13 protein-coding genes are annotated in these 14,956 nt (G+C 72.6%); 9 read left to right on the forward strand and 4 right to left on the reverse strand.

Going from position 1 to position 14,956, the window contains the following annotated elements:
* Positions 1–66: 66 nt before the first annotated feature.
* Together gor and rpiA are read right to left on the reverse strand one after the other, a co-directional pair.
* A complete protein-coding gene (gene gor / locus ACAZ03_RS11855) occupies positions 67–1,431 on the reverse strand; it encodes a glutathione-disulfide reductase (protein ID WP_373353825.1) in 1,365 nt (454 codons plus the stop codon).
* A 124-nt stretch (positions 1,432–1,555) separates the two neighbouring features.
* Positions 1,556–2,344, reverse strand: a complete 789-nt coding sequence (gene rpiA, locus ACAZ03_RS11860) for a ribose-5-phosphate isomerase RpiA (protein ID WP_373353826.1) — start codon at positions 2,342–2,344, stop codon at positions 1,556–1,558.
* Between the two features lie 217 nt (positions 2,345–2,561).
* Here rpiA and ACAZ03_RS11865 point away from each other — a divergent pair, with 217 nt between their 5' ends.
* From ACAZ03_RS11865 to ACAZ03_RS11885, 5 genes are all read left to right on the forward strand, one after another.
* Positions 2,562–2,915, forward strand: a complete 354-nt coding sequence (locus ACAZ03_RS11865) for a YbaN family protein (RefSeq protein ID WP_373353828.1) — start codon at positions 2,562–2,564, stop codon at positions 2,913–2,915.
* A gap of 200 nt (positions 2,916–3,115) precedes the next feature.
* Positions 3,116–3,784: a glutathione S-transferase family protein gene (locus ACAZ03_RS11870; protein WP_373353830.1), complete on the forward strand. Its 669-nt coding sequence runs from the start codon at positions 3,116–3,118 to the stop codon at positions 3,782–3,784.
* Positions 3,784–5,157: an L-serine ammonia-lyase gene (locus ACAZ03_RS11875; protein WP_373353832.1), complete on the forward strand. Its 1,374-nt coding sequence runs from the start codon at positions 3,784–3,786 to the stop codon at positions 5,155–5,157. Before ACAZ03_RS11870 ends, ACAZ03_RS11875 begins: the two co-directional genes overlap by 1 nt.
* A gap of 188 nt (positions 5,158–5,345) precedes the next feature.
* The gene (locus ACAZ03_RS11880) at positions 5,346–5,798 is read left to right on the forward strand and encodes a host attachment protein (protein WP_373353834.1); all 453 of its coding nucleotides are present in this window, start codon (positions 5,346–5,348) and stop codon (positions 5,796–5,798) included.
* Between the two features lie 102 nt (positions 5,799–5,900).
* Positions 5,901–6,809 (forward strand): DMT family transporter, encoded by a 909-nt coding sequence (locus ACAZ03_RS11885; RefSeq protein ID WP_373353835.1) that lies wholly within the window; start codon positions 5,901–5,903, stop codon positions 6,807–6,809.
* On the opposite strand, the gene ACAZ03_RS11890 is transcribed toward ACAZ03_RS11885, so the two are convergent.
* A complete protein-coding gene (locus ACAZ03_RS11890) occupies positions 6,757–7,452 on the reverse strand; it encodes a thiamine diphosphokinase (protein ID WP_373357077.1) in 696 nt (231 codons plus the stop codon). The genes ACAZ03_RS11885 and ACAZ03_RS11890 overlap by 53 nt on opposite strands.
* 138 nt (positions 7,453–7,590) lie before the next feature.
* Here ACAZ03_RS11890 and ACAZ03_RS11895 point away from each other — a divergent pair, with 138 nt between their 5' ends.
* Both ACAZ03_RS11895 and ACAZ03_RS11900 read left to right on the forward strand, forming a co-directional pair.
* Positions 7,591–10,089 carry a hypothetical protein gene (locus ACAZ03_RS11895; RefSeq protein WP_373353837.1) on the forward strand — a complete coding sequence of 833 codons (2,499 nt, stop codon included), beginning with the start codon at positions 7,591–7,593 and terminating at the stop codon, positions 10,087–10,089.
* Between the two features lie 160 nt (positions 10,090–10,249).
* A complete protein-coding gene (locus ACAZ03_RS11900) occupies positions 10,250–11,839 on the forward strand; it encodes an ATP-binding cassette domain-containing protein (protein WP_373353839.1) in 1,590 nt (529 codons plus the stop codon).
* A gap of 33 nt (positions 11,840–11,872) precedes the next feature.
* Here the strand turns inward: ACAZ03_RS11900 and ACAZ03_RS11905 are convergent, their stop codons facing one another.
* A complete protein-coding gene (locus ACAZ03_RS11905) occupies positions 11,873–12,379 on the reverse strand; it encodes a D-galactarate dehydratase (protein WP_373353841.1) in 507 nt (168 codons plus the stop codon).
* A gap of 123 nt (positions 12,380–12,502) precedes the next feature.
* On the opposite strand from ACAZ03_RS11905, the gene moaA reads away from it, so the two are divergent.
* On the forward strand, positions 12,503–13,501 hold the full coding sequence (moaA, locus tag ACAZ03_RS11910; RefSeq protein ID WP_373353842.1) for a GTP 3',8-cyclase MoaA: 999 nt from the start codon (positions 12,503–12,505) through the stop codon (positions 13,499–13,501).
* 7 nt (positions 13,502–13,508) lie between these two features.
* Positions 13,509–14,804, forward strand: coding sequence for a 3-deoxy-D-manno-octulosonic acid transferase (locus ACAZ03_RS11915; protein ID WP_373353843.1), 1,296 nt, complete (start codon positions 13,509–13,511; stop codon positions 14,802–14,804).
* The last annotated feature ends 152 nt before the right edge of the window (positions 14,805–14,956 follow it).

Consider the following 14,956-nt stretch of genomic DNA (forward strand, 5'->3'; position numbering starts at 1 on the left):
AAAATACCTCGGAGGTGTGGAGGCAGAGCCTCCACCCGGCCCAACGGGCCGGCCCCCCGCGAGCCCTCAGCCCAGCCGCCGCACCGGCATCTTCATCGTCACCAGCTCTTCGGCCATGGTCGGATGCACGGCGCAGGTGCGGTCGAAATCCTCCTTCGTCGCGCCCATCTTCACCGCCACGGCGGCGAGCTGGATCAGCTCCCCCGCCTCGGGCGAGACGATGTGGCAGCCAAGGACGCGGCGGCTCTCCGTTTCCACCACCAGCTTCATGAGCACCCGGTCGGGCGCCCCGGCGAAGGCGGAGCGCATCGGGCGGAAGGACGTGGCGTAGATCTCCACCGGGCCCCGGCCCCCGGCCTCGTCCTCCGTCAAGCCGACGGAGCCGAGCTCCGGCTGGGTGAAGACGGCCGAGGGCACGAGCTCGTGATCGACGGGCGTCGGGTTGCCGCCGAAGACCGTCTCGACGAAGGCCATGCCCTCGCGGATCGCCACCGGCGTCAGCGCGATGCGGCCCGTCACGTCGCCGACGGCATAGATCGAGGGCACATCCGTCTGGCTGTATTCGTTGACGACGATCTCCCCGGCCTTGCCGATTTTCACGCCGGCCTCCTCGAGGCCCATCCCGTGGGTGTTCGGCACCCGCCCGGTGGCGAGGAGGACCTTCTCGTAGACCTCCGCGCCGCCGGTCGAGGCGGTGATGCGCGTGCCGCCCTCCACCTCTTCCGCCGCCTCGATGGTCGTGCCGAGCCGCAGGTCGACGCCCCGCTCGCGCATACCCTCGGCGACGAGGTCGCGCGCCTCGCCGTCGAAGCCGCGCAGGATCTGCTCGCCGCGGTAGAACTGCGTCACCTTCACGCCGAGCCCGGCGAGGACGCAGGCGAATTCGCTGGCGATATAGCCGCCGCCGATGATGAGGATCGACTTCGGCAGGGTCTCGAGATTGAACACATCGTCCGAGACCATGGCGCTCTCGCAGCCGGGGATCTCGGCCCGGAAGGGCCGGCCGCCGGTGGCGACGAGGATATGGCGGGCGGTGAATTCGGTGCCGTCGGCGAGCCGCACCCGGTGCGGATCGGCGATCACCGCCCGCTGGTCATGGATGGTGACGCCGGCATTGACGAGCCCGGCGCGGTAGATGCCCTCCAGCCGGTCGAGCTCGGAATGGAGCTTCTTGCGGAAGACCGGCCAATCGAAGGAGGCGGCGCCGACGCGCCAGCCATAGCCCGCCGCCTCGGCCAGCGTGCCCGGCACGGTGGAGGCGAAGACCATCAGCTTCTTCGGCACGCAGCCGCGGATCACGCAGGTGCCGCCCATGCGGCTCTCCTCCGCGAGCGCCACCTTGGCACCGCCCTGCGCCGCCACCCGCGCGGCGCGCACGCCGCCCGAGCCGCCGCCGATCACGAAGAGATCAAGGTCGAAGGAAGTCGCCATGGCCTGCCCCTTTGCTGCCCGCCCGGCCCCTGAGATAGGCCAGCGGGCGGCAGAGTGCCAGAAGGGGGCGGCTAGAGGCCCGCCCGATGGGCCGGGCGATGGCGGCGCCGGAGCCGGCCGGGGCTCAGTCCGTCATGTCGGAGAAGGCGTTGCCGTCCTCGACGAAATCGTAGCTCTCGCTGGTCGTCTCGCCGGTGGCGAGGTTGCGCATCTCGACACGGCCGTCGCCATGGCCGATGACCACGGCGTCGCAGATGTCGATGAAGAGCCCGTTCTCGACCACCCCGGGGATCTGGTTGAGCACGAGGCTGAGCTGCCGCGCATTGCCGATCCGGTTCAGATGCAGATCGAGGATATGGTTGCCCTCGTCGGTGACGTAAGGCGCCTCGCCGTTCATGCGGAGCGCCGTGGTGCGTCCGAGCACGTCGAGCCCGATCAGCGTCTCCTCGATCAGAAGCCGCGTCGTCTGCCAGCCGAAGGGGATGACCTCGACGGGCAGCGGGAAGGCACCCAGGGTCTCGACCTCCTTGGAGCCGTCGGCGATGACCACCATCTGGTCGGAGGCGGTGGCGACGATTTTCTCCATCAGAAGCGCCCCGCCGCCGCCCTTTATGAGGTTGAGCTTTTCGTCGAACTCGTCGGCGCCGTCGATGGTCAGGTCGAGCCAGCGCGCCTCGTCGAGCGATATGACCTCGATGCCCACGTCCCGCGCCAGCGCGGCGGTGCGAGAAGAGGTCGGTACGCCGGTGATCTTCAGCCCCTCCTCGCGGACCATCTCGCCGAGGCAGCGCACGAGCCAGGCGGCGGTGGAGCCGGTGCCGAGCCCGACGCGCATCCCCGATTCCACCATCTTCGCCGCCCGCTTGGCGGCGACGAACTTGGCCTTGTCGATGGGGGAAAGATCGGCGGGCATGGGCGGGCTCCTCAAGACGTTGGGCTCTTATAGGAAGGTTGGCGGCGAAGGGCGAGAGGTCTGGCGGCGGCCGGACGGGCGCAGAGGCGGCCGGGGCGCAGGGGGGCGCGGCTGCCCCCGGGGCCGGATCAGCCCGGGCACCGGCCGGCCTTGACGGGGGCGGGAGGCGGCGCCACTTCCGGAAAGGGCGAGAGGCCAGGCCAGAGAGGAAGCCGCGATGCAGCGATGGGTCTATCTCGGGCTCGGCTGGCTGATGATCGGGCTCGGGCTCATCGGGATCGTCCTCCCCGGCCTGCCAACCACGGTCTTCATCATCCTCGCCGCCTTCTTCTTCGCCCGCTCCAGCCCGGCGCTCCATGCGAAGCTCCTCGCCCATCGCCGATTCGGGCCGGTGCTGAGGGATTGGGAGGCGCGGGGCGCCATCCCGCGCCGCGCGAAAGCCTGGGCCGTGGGCAGCATGGCGGCGATCCTGATGCTCAGCCTCGTCCTCGGCCTGCCGGCCTGGGTGATCGGAGTGCAGGTCGTCGGCATGGGCGCCGGCGCCGCCTATATCCTCACCCGGCCGGACTGAGGCTTCGGGGTAGCCCGCCCTGCACCTCCGCCCCCCCCGGATCCCCCTTCATCTGGCCCAAAATACCTCGGAGGTGTGGAGGCAGAGCCTCCACCCGGCCCGGCACGGGCCGGCCCCCTCCCCGCGCAAGACGTCGCTTTCTGGCTGCGGCCTGTCTGTCCCGGCTGGCCGGACGGGCGGCGAGGTGCTTAGCTGCCCCCATGACCCCACTCGTCCTTCACTACGCGCCTGACAATGCCTCGCTCTGCGTCCGGCTGGCGCTGGAGATGCTGGGCACGCCCTATCGGACGCAGCTCGTCGACCGACGGGCGCGGGCGCACAAGATGCCGGAGTACCTGCTGCGGAACCCGATGGGGCTCATCCCCGTCCTCGAGACGCCGGGCGGGCCGATGTTCGAGACCGGCGCCATCCTTCTCTGGCTCGCCGACGATGCCGGGCGGCTCTTTCCGGCGCCGGCCGAGGCGGCGCGGGGGCCGGCGCTGAGCTGGCTCTTCTGGCTCTCCAACGCGCTCCACCCCGCGCTCCGGGCGCGTTTCTATCCGCGCCAGTTTCCCGAGGCGGCGCCCGAAGCGGCGCGGGCGCGGGTGATGGAGCTGCTGGAGATCGCCGAGGCGCGGCTCTTCCCGGTAATGACCGAGATGGAACCGGGCATCCTCGATTGCTACCTCGCGCCCATGCTCCGCTGGCTGGCGCTCTACCCCGAGGAGGGCGACTGGCCGCCCCTTTCCCGCTGGCCGGGGCTCGAAAGCCTCGCCAAGCGGATGGAGGCGGAGCCGGCGACGGCGCGGGCCGCCGAGGCCGAGGGGTTGGGGCCGGCGCCCTTCACCCGGCCCGAGCCCTGCCGGCCGCGCGAAGGGAGTGCGCTCTGATGTTCCTCTCCGTCTTCGAGATGTTCAAGGTGGGGATCGGCCCCTCCTCGTCGCATACGATGGGGCCGATGGTGGCGGCGGGCCGCTTTCTCGATCACCTCCGCGCCCAGCCCTTCAGCACCGCGCGCATCCGCGCCACGCTCTACGGCTCGCTCGCCTTCACCGGCATCGGCCATGCGACCGACCGGGCGGTGATCCTCGGCCTCGCCGGCTTCACCCCCGAAGGCTACGATGCCGAAAAGGCCGAGGCGGCGCTGGCGGCGATCCGCGAGGAGAAGGCGCTGACCCCCGAGGGCCTGCCCCGGCTGGCCTTCGACCCCGAGCGCGACCTGCAGTTCGATTACGGCGGCCCCCTGCCCGGCCATGCCAACGGCATGGTGCTGCAGGGGCGCGACGCCGAGGGCGATGTCATCACCGAGGTCACCTATTACTCTGTCGGCGGCGGCTTCGTGCTGACTGCCGAGGAGCTGGCATCGGGGGAGGACAAGGCGGGCGGCCCGCCCGTGCCCTACCCGTTCAAGACCGCCGCCGAGATGCTGAAGATGGCCGGCGCCTCGGGCCTGACCATCGCCCAGATGAAGCGCGCCAACGAGGAAAGCCGCATGGGGCGCGGCGATCTCGATGCCGGCATCGCCCGCATCTGGGAGGTGATGGAGGCCTGCATCGCGCGGGGGCTGGAGGCGCGGGGCACGCTCCCCGGCGGGCTCGACGTCCGCCGCCGGGCCGCCGCGATCCACGAGGCGCTGAAGGCCGAGGCCGGGCAGAACCTCGCGGCGCCGCATGTCATCAACGACTGGATCAGCGCCTATGCCATGGCGGTGAACGAGGAAAATGCCGCCGGCGGGCAGGTCGTCACCGCCCCCACCAACGGCGCCGCCGGGGTGGTGCCGGCGGTGATCCGCTACTGGCTCTCTCATGTGCCGACGGCGCAGGCCTCGAAGCTGCCGGACTTCCTCCTGACGGCCGCCGCCATCGGCGGGCTCATCAAGTACAACGCCTCGATCTCCGGCGCCGAATGCGGCTGCCAGGCGGAGGTCGGCTCCGCCTCGGCCATGGCCGCCGCCGGGCTCTGCGCCGTTCTCGGAGGCAGCCCCGAGCAGGTGGAGAACGCCGCAGAGATCGCGCTCGAGCACCATCTCGGCATGACCTGCGACCCGGTGAAGGGGCTGGTGCAGGTGCCCTGCATCGAGCGGAACGGCCTCGGCGCCATCAAGGCGATCTCCGCCGCCTCGCTGAGCCTGCGCGGCGACGGCCAGCATTTCGTGCCGCTCGATGCGGCGATCGAGACGATGCGCCAGACGGGCAGCGACATGAGCGAGAAATACAAGGAGACCTCCCTCGGCGGCCTCGCGGTGAACGTCCCGAATTGTTGATCGGGCTGGTCAGTGGAGCGGCCAGGGCCGCATTTCCCTTGTGACGCTGGGGGCATTCTGCCCCCAGACCCCCTGAGGATTTTTCGGGAGCAAAGACAGGGAGCGCGCCCGCGGAACGGCGTGGCGGGGGGCGGCGTTCTCCTTCCAAAGGGTCCGGGTAAAGGGCCGCAACGGAAGGAGTTTTCCCGATGGGCGAGATCAGCCTCAAGCACGACACCTATGTCATGGTCGCCGATGGCGAGAAGGCGCTGCTCTTCCGCAACGAGGGGGACGAGAAGTTCCCCAATCTCGAGGTCGTCCGCGAGTTCCATGAAGAGAACCCGCCGACCCGCGAGCAGGGCACCGACCGGCCCGGCCGGATGAACGACGGCGGCGGCCGGGTGCAGAAGAGCGCCCTCGACGAGGCCGACTGGCACAAGCTCGCCAAGGAGCGCTTTGCCGACGAGCTGGCGGAGCGGCTCTACAAGCTCGCCCACAAGGGCGCCTTCGAGCATCTGGTGATCGTCGCGCCGCCGGTGGTGCTCGGCGAGATGCGCCAGAAGCTCCACAAGGAGGTGGAGGCCAAGGTCATCGCCGAGGTGCCGAAGACGCTGACGGGCCATCCCGTCGACAAGATCGAGGCGGTGCTGACCGCCGCCTGACCCTCCCCCTTGGCCCCGGCCTGCCCTGTGTGGCGATACGCCGCCGGACGCGCCTGCGGCCCGAGGCTGGACCTGATGCCATGGCGCGGCTAGCGTCGCGCCATGGCTCAAGACCGCCCGCTCCTCGGCATCCTCCTCATGCTCGGCTTCTGCATCATGGCGCCCATCGGCGACGCCATCGCCAAGGTGCTTGGGGAGAGCCTCGCCATCGGCCAGCTCGTGGCGATCCGCTTCGGGGTGCAGGCCGCGGTGCTGGTGCCCCTGGTGCTCCTGACGGGCGGGACGCTCGTGATGTCGCGGCGGGCGATGGGGCTGACGCTTCTGCGGACGATCCTCCATATCCTCGGGCTCTTCGGCATGTTCACGGCGCTGCGCTATCTGCCGCTGGCCGATGCGGTGGCCATCGCCTTCGTCATGCCCTTCATCCTCCTCCTCCTCGGCTGGGCCATTCTCGGCGAGAGTGTCGGCCCGCACCGGCTGGGCGCGGCGGCGGTGGGCTTTGTCGGGACGCTCCTCGTCCTGCAGCCGAACCTGCGCGAGGCGGGGGCGGTCGCGCTTCTGCCGCTCGGGGTGGCACTCGTCTTCGCGCTCTTCATGCTCGCGACCCGCGCCGTCGCGCGCGAGGTCGGGCCCGTCCCCCTGCAGGCGATGAGCGGGGCGATGGCGAGCGTGATCCTCGTGCCTCTGGCGCTGATCTTCGCGGGGCCGGAGGGGCTTTTCGCCTGGTCGGCGCCCGATGCCGCCACCTGGGGGCTGATCGCGGCGCTGGGGCTGACGGGGACGCTGGCGCATCTGGTCATGACCGCGTCGCTGCGCTTCGCGCCCGCGGCGACGCTGGCGCCGATGCAATATCTCGAGATCCCCTTCGCCACCTTCATCGGCTGGCTGGTCTTCACCGATCTGCCGGGGCCGATGGCGACGGCGGGCATCGCGCTCACCATCGCCGCCGGGCTCTATGTCATCGCGCGGGAGCGGCGGGCGGCCAGGCCGGCGCCGCCACCAGCGCCCTGACGAGGGCGCCGAGCGCCTCCAGCGGCAGGATCAGCAGCATCCCCGGCGCATCGGGGCGGAGCCGCACCTGCCCCGCCACCTCGTTCGACGTACCGATGCGCCCGCCCATCTCGAAGAAGAGCCCCTCCGTCGGCCAGAGAAGCCCCTCGCTCTCGCAGCGGCAGGGCGTGAGCGGGAAGAGCGAGAGATCCATCCCCGCCGGCAGGTCCGGCGCCAGCTCGGGCGGGCAGAGGCAGGCGAGGTCCTCCTCGCCGACGAGGAGGCACGGCCGCTCGGGATGCGCGGCGAGCACCGAGAGCCCCGCCAGCTCGTGATCGAGCCGGCCACCGCGGAGGCCGAGGCCGATCACCAGCGGCGCCGAGATGAGGCGAAGCGCCTTGTCGAAATCCGTCGTCTCCTGCTCTGGGACCTCGACGAGCCGCCCGGCGAGCGCAGCCCGCGCCGGCTCCGACAGGCTGTCCATGTCGCCGATGACCGCCTCGGGCCGGTGGCCGAGCGCCAGCGCCCGGTCGGCGCCTCCATCGGCCGCAAAGAGCCGCGGCGCGAGGGCCAGCGCCGCCGCCAGTGCCTCGGCGGCCACGGGGCCTCCGCCGACAAGCGTGACGGGAGCGGTGCTGACAATCACCGGGCGTGGTGCCACAATGTGCCCCTATTCGGGATGGATTGCCCAGAAAAGGTCCTGAAAACAGCCATGGCCGACCTACTTCTTCCGTCTGAATGGAACGTCAAGAGGGGCCCTTTCGGCCCGATGCACCGAGCCAGACAGCGAAGTGAGTGACGAATGGTCGGATCGAGCAAGATTCTTACCGTCTCCTACGGGACGTTCAGTTGCACCCTCGAGGGGTTCGACGATTCCTTCGGGACGATGAAGGCCATTGCGGAATACTTCCGCGATCTGGCGGCGGATGACAGGTATTTCGGCGCGGAACCGCCGACGCCCGATGCGGACATGCTGGCCCGCATCGCAGAGCGCGAGATCGCCCGCCGCGTCGAGGCCCGTCAGGAAGGCGGCGGGATCGTGCTGCGCGCCGCGCAACTGACGGCGCCGGAGGCAGCGCCCGCGCCGGTCGAGCCGCCCGAGGCCGCCTCGCAAGAGGCGGATGACGAGGCCCCCGCGCCGGCAGAGGCTGCCGAAGACAACGCGGCGGACAGTGCCGAGACCGCCGAGGATCACACCCCCGCCATGCCCCCCTCCCCCCGGCAGCCCGCCGGGGCCGGCGGCTCCGTGGCCGACAAGCTGGCGCGCATCCGTGCCGTCGTCGGCACCGGCGCGGCCGCTGTGGCCGGCGCCGCCGCCGCAGAGGTGGAGGATGCCGAAGAGGTGGCCGGCGCTCCGGCCGAGCCGGCTCCCGAGGCTGCGGGCAGTGCCGAGATGTCGGCGGAGCCCGAGGTGGCCGAGGCGACCGCGTGGGAGACGGCCGAAGATACCGCCGCTGAGGCCGAGGTCGAAGAGGAGGCGAACGTCTTCGCCGAGCCCGACCTGGCCGAGCCCGACCTCTCCGAGACCTACGAGCCCGCCCCCACAGGCGAGCCGCCCTTCTCCGAAGAGGCGTCCGAGGCCCGTGCCGAGGATCTCGGCCTCGATCTCGACGTCCCCGCCGGTGCCGAAGACGAGGCGCTCGCGGAGGAGGACGAGCTGACCGACGGCATGACCGACGAGGAGCTCGAAGCCCTCGCCGCGGCGCTCGAGGCCGGCGACGGCCCGGCGTTCGAGACCGCCCTTGCCATGCCCTACGACAGCCTGTCGCCGGCGGAGCAAGAGGGGGCGCAGGCCCCCGCCGCCGCTGACCCCGCCCATGATCCGGCCCAAGAGGCCGCGCCCGCCCCGCAGCCCGATGCCGCGGGCACGGTCGGCCCGGCCGTGCCGGAGAGCGAGGAGGTCGGCGCCGAAGAAACGGATTCGCCCTTCGTCGGCACCCTGTCCGACAGCGAGGAGGCGGAGCTTCTTGCCGAGCTCGCCGCGCTCGAGGCCGACGACGAAGACGCCGCCTTCGCCTCGGCCGCGCCCATCGAGCCCGAGGCGCGGGTCGGCCAGCACATGCCGACCGAGAGCATGGATACGGCCGGCGAGATTCCGGCCGAAGAGGCGCTCGACCTGCCGGACGAACCCGAAGACGACCTTCCCGAGCCGACCCGCTTCGCGACGGCGCCCCAGGCGCCCGATGTCGACGCCGCCCCCGCGGCGGACGGCTGGCCGGTGGGCGAAGCGCCCGAGGCGCTCGGCGCCCTCGGCGAGGAAGAGCCGCCGCGCCCCGACCCTGCCGAGCTCGCCGCCGCCGAAGCCGAGCTGCAGGACTGGGCCGAGGATGAAGCCCTCTTCGCCGACCCCGAGGAGCCGGCCCTCTCGGACGAGGCGATCGGTGAGGCCGACGGCTGGGACGACGATGAGGACGACATCGAGGACGACGAGGCCGGCGATGCCTGGCCCGGCCCCGCGAACGCGTTCGACAACGGGGCCGATGACGACACCGCGGACGATCTCGATAGCGACGCGGCCCCCGTGCCCGCCGCCGACTCCGGGGCGCCGGCCCAGGCCGCCTGGGACGAGCCGCGCCCCTTCGCCGCCGCGCCCGAGGCGGATGAGGCCGGGCTCAACCGCATCCTCACCCGCACCGACGAGCAGCTCGCGGAGCCCGGCAATTCCCGCCGCCGCGCCGCCATCGCCCAGCTCAAGGCCGCCGTCGCCGCCACCGAGGCCGCCCGCCGGCTCGGCGAGGGCGACGGGCGCGAGGGCAAGATGGCTGCCTTCCGCGAGGATCTCGATCAGGTCGTGCGGCCCCGCCGCCCCGTACGCGGCGGCGACCACCAGTCCGAGCGGCCGCGGACGGCGCCGCTGAAGCTCGTCGCCTCCCAGCGGGTCGACATGACGGCCGAGGAGCCCGCCGCCGCCCCCGCCTCGCGCCCGGGCGAGCCGATCCGGCCCCGCCGGGTCCTCCCCGGCGAGGCCCCGGCGCCGCGGCCGATGCCGCCCGCCGCCGAGGCCCCGGAGGAAGAGCTCGAGACCTTCCCCGTCTATGCCGCCGATGCCGGCGCCGAATCGCTCTCGGACCTTCTCGAGGCCGCCGCCGCCTACACCTCGCAGATCGAGGGCGCCGAGGATTTCTCGCGCCCGCAGCTCATGCGGCTCGTGGGCGAGGCCGCGCCGGAGAGCTTCGACCGCGAGGAGGGTCTGCGCAGCTTCGGCACGCTCCTCCGCCAGGGCCGGATCGTGAAAGTCCGCTCCGGCCGCTTCGCGCTCTCGGGCACCAGCCGCTTCCATCCCGAGCGCCGCGCTGGCTGACGCGCCTTACCTTCTCTCCAGTGAGGGGCCGGCCCGGTGGGTCGGCCCTTTTTCTTTGCGCCCGGGCACCCTAGCTTGGGGGAGAGACCGCAAAGGAGGCTCAAGATGGATCGCACCGCAGTTTTCGTCGCCCGTCCCGCAACGAACGCCCCGGTGATCCATGCCTGCCTTTCTGACCCTTTCGGATGTCTCTCTCGCCGCGCCTGACGGCACCCCCCTCCTGCCGCCCCTCTCGCTCGCCTTCGGGGCCGAGCGCACCGGTCTGACCGGCGCCAACGGCGCCGGCAAGTCCACGCTTCTTTCCGTCATGGCCGGCGCCCTGAGCCCGGGCTCTGGCAGCGTTGCCCGAAGCGGCACGCTCGGGCGGCTCCTGCAGAGCTGGCCCGACGCCGGCATCCCCGTCGCCGAGGCCATCGGCGCCGGCCCCGGCCTTGCCCGCCTCGCGCGGATCGAGGCGGGCGACGGCACGGAGACGGATTTCGCGGAGGCCGACTGGACGCTTCCCCAGCGCGTCACCGCGGCGCTTGCCCGCGCCGGCCTGCCGGAGGATGCGCTGGAGAGCCCGCTCGGCACCCTCTCTGGCGGCCAGCGGACCCGCGCCGGCATTGCCCGTGCGCTTCTCGAGGCGCCGGACCTCCTCCTCCTCGACGAGCCGACGAACAACCTCGATGCCGAGGGCCGGGCCCTGATCGCCGGGCTCGTCCGGGACTGGGCCGGCGGCGTCGTGATCGCCAGCCACGACCGGGCGCTTCTGGAGGGGGTAGACCGGATCCTGGAGCTCGCCCCGACCGGCGCCACGCTCTTCGGCGGCGGCTGGAGCGCCTATGCCGAGGCGCGCGCCGCCCGCATCGCCCGGGACGCAGCGGCGCTGGAGGAGGCCGAGCGCGACCTTGCCCGCGCCCGCGCCGAGGCCCGCGCCCAGGCGGAGCGGCAGGCGCGGCGCATGGGCGCCGGGCGGCGGCAGGGCAAGGCGGGCGGCATCCCCCGGATCGTCATCGGGGCGATGAAGCAGCGCGCCGAGGGCACCGCCGCCCGCACTCGCACGCTCGGCCAGCGGGCGGAGGCGGAGGCACGCGCCGCCCGCGACGCCGCCGAGGCCAGGATCGCGCGCCGGGCGCCCCTGAAGATCGGCGCCGAGGCCGGCGAGGCGCATGGGCTCGTCCTGTCGCTGGACGGCGTCACCGCCCGGCGCGGTGCCTTCCGGCTCGGGCCGCTCGACCTGGGGCTCCGCGCCGGCGAGCATGTGGCGCTCGACGGCGCCAACGGCGCCGGCAAGTCAACGCTGCTGGCGGTGATCCGCGGCCGCCTTCCGCCCGAGGCCGGCGCGCTCCGCCGGCCCGCCCGCCTCGCCATGCTCGATCAGCATGTCTCGGATCTGCAGGCGGGAGAGACGCTCCTCGCCGCGCTCCGCCGGACCCACCCGGCGCTGACGGACGAGGCCGCCCATGCGCTTCTGGCGCGCTACGCCTTTCGCGGCGAGCGGGGGGAGGCGGAGGTCTCGACCCTTTCGGGCGGCGAGCGGCTGCGGGCGGGGCTGGCGCTGGCCCTCGGCGGCGCGGAGCCGCCGCAGCTCCTCATCCTCGACGAGCCGACCAACCATCTCGACATCGAAGCGGTGGAGCTGCTGGAGGCGGCGCTCGCCGATTACCCGGGCGCCATGCTGGTGGCCAGCCACGATGCGGCCTTCCTCGCCGCCATCGGCATCGACCGGCACCTGCGGCTGGCGGCGGGGCAATGGGCAGAGCCGTAAGCGCCTGCCTGCCCCTGCCCTGCCCCGGCCGCCCTAGCTGGGCGCCCCGCCCGGCAGCTCGTAGAGCACCAGCTCGGGGAGCGCCGTGAAGGGCAGCTCCAGAAGCCGCATGGCGGGCAGCGACAATTCGGCGCCGGCGCCGGGCTCGCCGCCCGTGGGGCGCAGCTCCAGGCTGATCGCGGCGCCGGTCGAGGGCACCTCGACGCGGCCCCAGGTCAGCTCGGTCACATAGCCGGTCTTCACCCAGATGCCGGGATCGGCGGGATCGCCGAGGGAGCCTATCGTCTCCCCCAGTCGCCGCTCGCCGCCGGCGGCGACGGGGCTCGCGAGCGCGGCGGTGCGATCCTCCTCGCTCGTCGTGTCGAACTCATCCGCCGTCGTGGCGCCCGCCGGGGGCGGCGGCGGCGGGGTGGGATCGAGCGTCGGCGCGGCGGTGGGCGCGGCGGCCTCCGTCGGCGGCGTGGCGAAGAGCCCGGCGAGATCCGCCTCGGTGCAGGCAGCGAGGGGCAGAAGGAGGGCAGCGAGCGCGATGTGTTTCATGCGCCGATTTTAGGCCGGCGCACCGGAGCGCGCAACGGGGCGCGCGTGCGCCGGGTGCGGCCGGCCATGCCGCACCCGTGACCGGCGCTTGCGCGCCCGCGGCGCGGCCCTTACGTTCCGCCCATGGTGCTGACCGACCCTTTCCAGCGGGATATCCGCTATCTGCGCGTCTCCGTGACGGATCGCTGCGATTTTCGCTGCGTCTACTGCATGTCCGAGCAGATGGAATTCCTGCCCAAGAAGGAGCTGCTGACGCTCGAAGAGCTCGACCGGCTCTGCTCTGCCTTCATCCGCCTCGGCGTCGAGAAGCTGCGGATCACCGGCGGCGAACCGCTCGTCCGCCGCGGGATCATGACCTTCTTCGAGGCGATGGGCCGGCATCTGAAATCCGGCGCCCTCAGAGAGCTGACGCTGACCACCAATGGCAGCCAGCTCTCGCGCTTCGCCGATCAGCTGGCGGCGGCGGGGGTGCGGCGGGTGAACGTCTCGCTCGACACGCTCGACGAGGGCAAGTTCAAGGACATCACCCGCTGGGGCCGCCTGCCGCAGGTGATGGAAGGCCTCCGCGCCGCCAAGGAGGCGGGGCTCAAGGTCAAGATCAACACCGTGGCGCTCAAGGGCTTCAACGATGTGGAGCTCTTCGACCTCGTCGAATGGTGCGCCGCCGAGGGGCACGACCTGACCTTCATCGAGGTCATGCCGATGGGCGACATCGGCAACGAGGATAGGCTCGGGCAATACTGGACGCTGAGCGACCTCCGCGCGCAGCTCGCCGAGCGCTATCACCTCGAGGGGCTGGCGGAATCGACCGGCGGGCCGGCCCGCTACAGCCGCCTGGCCGAGACGGGGCAGAAGATCGGCTTCATCACGCCGCTCACGCACAACTTCTGCGAGAGCTGCAACCGGGTCAGGATCACCTGCACGGGCGAGATATACACCTGCCTCGGGCAGGAAGGGCATTCGGACCTGCGCGCGCCCTTGCGGGCGTCGGAGGGCGATGCGCCGCTGGAGGACGCGATCCGCGCCGCCATCGCGCTGAAGCCGAAGGGCCACGATTTTGACTATTCGCGGCAGGACGTGGCGGGCCGCGTCAGCCGGCACATGAGCCACACGGGCGGATGAGCCGCGGATGAGTCCGCGGGCCCCGACGCCGCTTCTCTTCACCTATATGACGGCCGCGAACCTCGCGGCGCCCGTTGTCCTTAGGCAGGTGACGCGCGGGCTCGCGCGCGCCGGCGTCGATGCGGCGCGGCTCGGCGAGCGCGCCGGGCGCGCGACTCTGGCACGGCCGGAGGGGAGGCTCGTCTGGCTCCACGGGGCCTCCGTCGGCGAGGGTCTGTCGCTCCTGCCGCTCGCGGGTGCGCTGCGGGCGGAGGGGGCTGGGGTGCTCCTGACGACCGGCACGGCGGCGGCGGCGGAGATCCTGCCCGGGCGGCTGCCGGAGGGGGCGCTCCACCAGTTCGCGCCGCTCGATGCGGCGTGGCCCTTGCGGCGGTTCCTGAAGCATTGGCGGCCGGATGCGGTGGCCTTCGCGGAAAGCGAGATCTGGCCGCAGACGATCCTGCGGCTTCAGGCGGAGGGCGTGCCGCTGGCGCTCGTCAACGCCCGGATGTCGGCGCGCTCGGCGGCCCGCTGGGCGAAGCGGCCGGCCACGGCGCGGGCGCTCTTCTCTGCCTTCGGCCTCGTGGCCGCGCAGGGGGAGGAGATGGCCGCGCGCCTTGCGGCGCTTCGGGGCGGCGATGCCGAAGGGGCCGCCGTCTTCGACGGCGGCGATGCCAAGGCGGCGGCGGCTCCGCCGCCCGTTGACGAAAAGGTGCTCGCCGCGCTCCGCGCCGCGCTCGGCGGCCGTCCGGTCTGGGCGGCCGTCTCGACGCATCCGGGGGAGGAAGCGGCGGTGCTGGCCGCGCATCGCCAGGTGCTGGCCGCCCAGCCGGACACGCTCCTCATCCTCGTCCCCCGTCATCCGGAGCGGGGGGAGGACGTGGCGCGCCTGGCGCGCGGCCTCACCCTTGCGCGGCGCTCGTCGGGGGAGAGCATGGCGGCGGCGGTCTACCTCGCCGACAGCCTCGGCGAGACCGGGCTCTGGTTCCGCCTCGCCGGGCCGGTGTTCCTCGGCGGCTCGCTGGTCGAGGTCGGCGGGCACAACCCCTGGGAGCCGGCCCAGCTCGGGCGCGGCGTGCTCCACGGGCCGCATGTGGCGAACGCCGCCGGCGCCTATGCGGCGCTGGGGGCCGTCGGGGCGGCGGAGGAGGTCACGGCCGAAGGGCTGGGCGCGGCGGTGCTGCGCGGGCTCGCCGGCGGCGGGCCGGACGGGGCGGCGGCTTTGAGCGTGGCGGAGGGGGCAGGGCGGGCCTTCGCGGCAGGGCTGGCGCGGCAGGTGGATTTCCTGATGGGCGGGGGTGGGGTGAAGACCGACACTGCCTGAGCGGCGCCCGGCGGGCACGCGTAGGATGGGTTTTCAACCCACCGTCCTCCCTCACCACCGAGCCCTGACCTATCCGCGCAGGGCAAGCGCCGGCCCGGGGGTTGGCGCTCCTGTCGGTGCCGCATGGCACTTTATGGTGCAACCAATCCCCC

This window comes from Pseudoroseicyclus sp. CXY001 (genome assembly GCF_041714655.1).
Lineage (GTDB): Bacteria > Pseudomonadota > Alphaproteobacteria > Rhodobacterales > Rhodobacteraceae > Pseudoroseicyclus_A.

Bases quoted from the DNA above. Each gene is read 5' to 3' on its own strand.
- gor (WP_373353825.1), bottom strand. From the start codon at position 1,431: ATGGCGACTTCCTTCGACCTTGATCTCTTCGTGATCGGCGGCGGCTCG.
- rpiA (WP_373353826.1), bottom strand. From the start codon at position 2,344: ATGCCCGCCGATCTTTCCCCCATCGACAAGGCCAAGTTCGTCGCCGCC.
- ACAZ03_RS11865 (WP_373353828.1), top strand. From the start codon at position 2,562: ATGCAGCGATGGGTCTATCTCGGGCTCGGCTGGCTGATGATCGGGCTC.
- ACAZ03_RS11870 (WP_373353830.1), top strand. From the start codon at position 3,116: ATGACCCCACTCGTCCTTCACTACGCGCCTGACAATGCCTCGCTCTGC.
- ACAZ03_RS11875 (WP_373353832.1), top strand. From the start codon at position 3,784: ATGTTCCTCTCCGTCTTCGAGATGTTCAAGGTGGGGATCGGCCCCTCC.
- ACAZ03_RS11880 (WP_373353834.1), top strand. From the start codon at position 5,346: ATGGGCGAGATCAGCCTCAAGCACGACACCTATGTCATGGTCGCCGAT.
- ACAZ03_RS11885 (WP_373353835.1), top strand. From the start codon at position 5,901: ATGGCTCAAGACCGCCCGCTCCTCGGCATCCTCCTCATGCTCGGCTTC.
- ACAZ03_RS11895 (WP_373353837.1), top strand. From the start codon at position 7,591: ATGGTCGGATCGAGCAAGATTCTTACCGTCTCCTACGGGACGTTCAGT.
- ACAZ03_RS11900 (WP_373353839.1), top strand. From the start codon at position 10,250: ATGCCTGCCTTTCTGACCCTTTCGGATGTCTCTCTCGCCGCGCCTGAC.
- ACAZ03_RS11905 (WP_373353841.1), bottom strand. From the start codon at position 12,379: ATGAAACACATCGCGCTCGCTGCCCTCCTTCTGCCCCTCGCTGCCTGC.
- moaA (WP_373353842.1), top strand. From the start codon at position 12,503: ATGGTGCTGACCGACCCTTTCCAGCGGGATATCCGCTATCTGCGCGTC.
- ACAZ03_RS11915 (WP_373353843.1), top strand. From the start codon at position 13,509: ATGAGTCCGCGGGCCCCGACGCCGCTTCTCTTCACCTATATGACGGCC.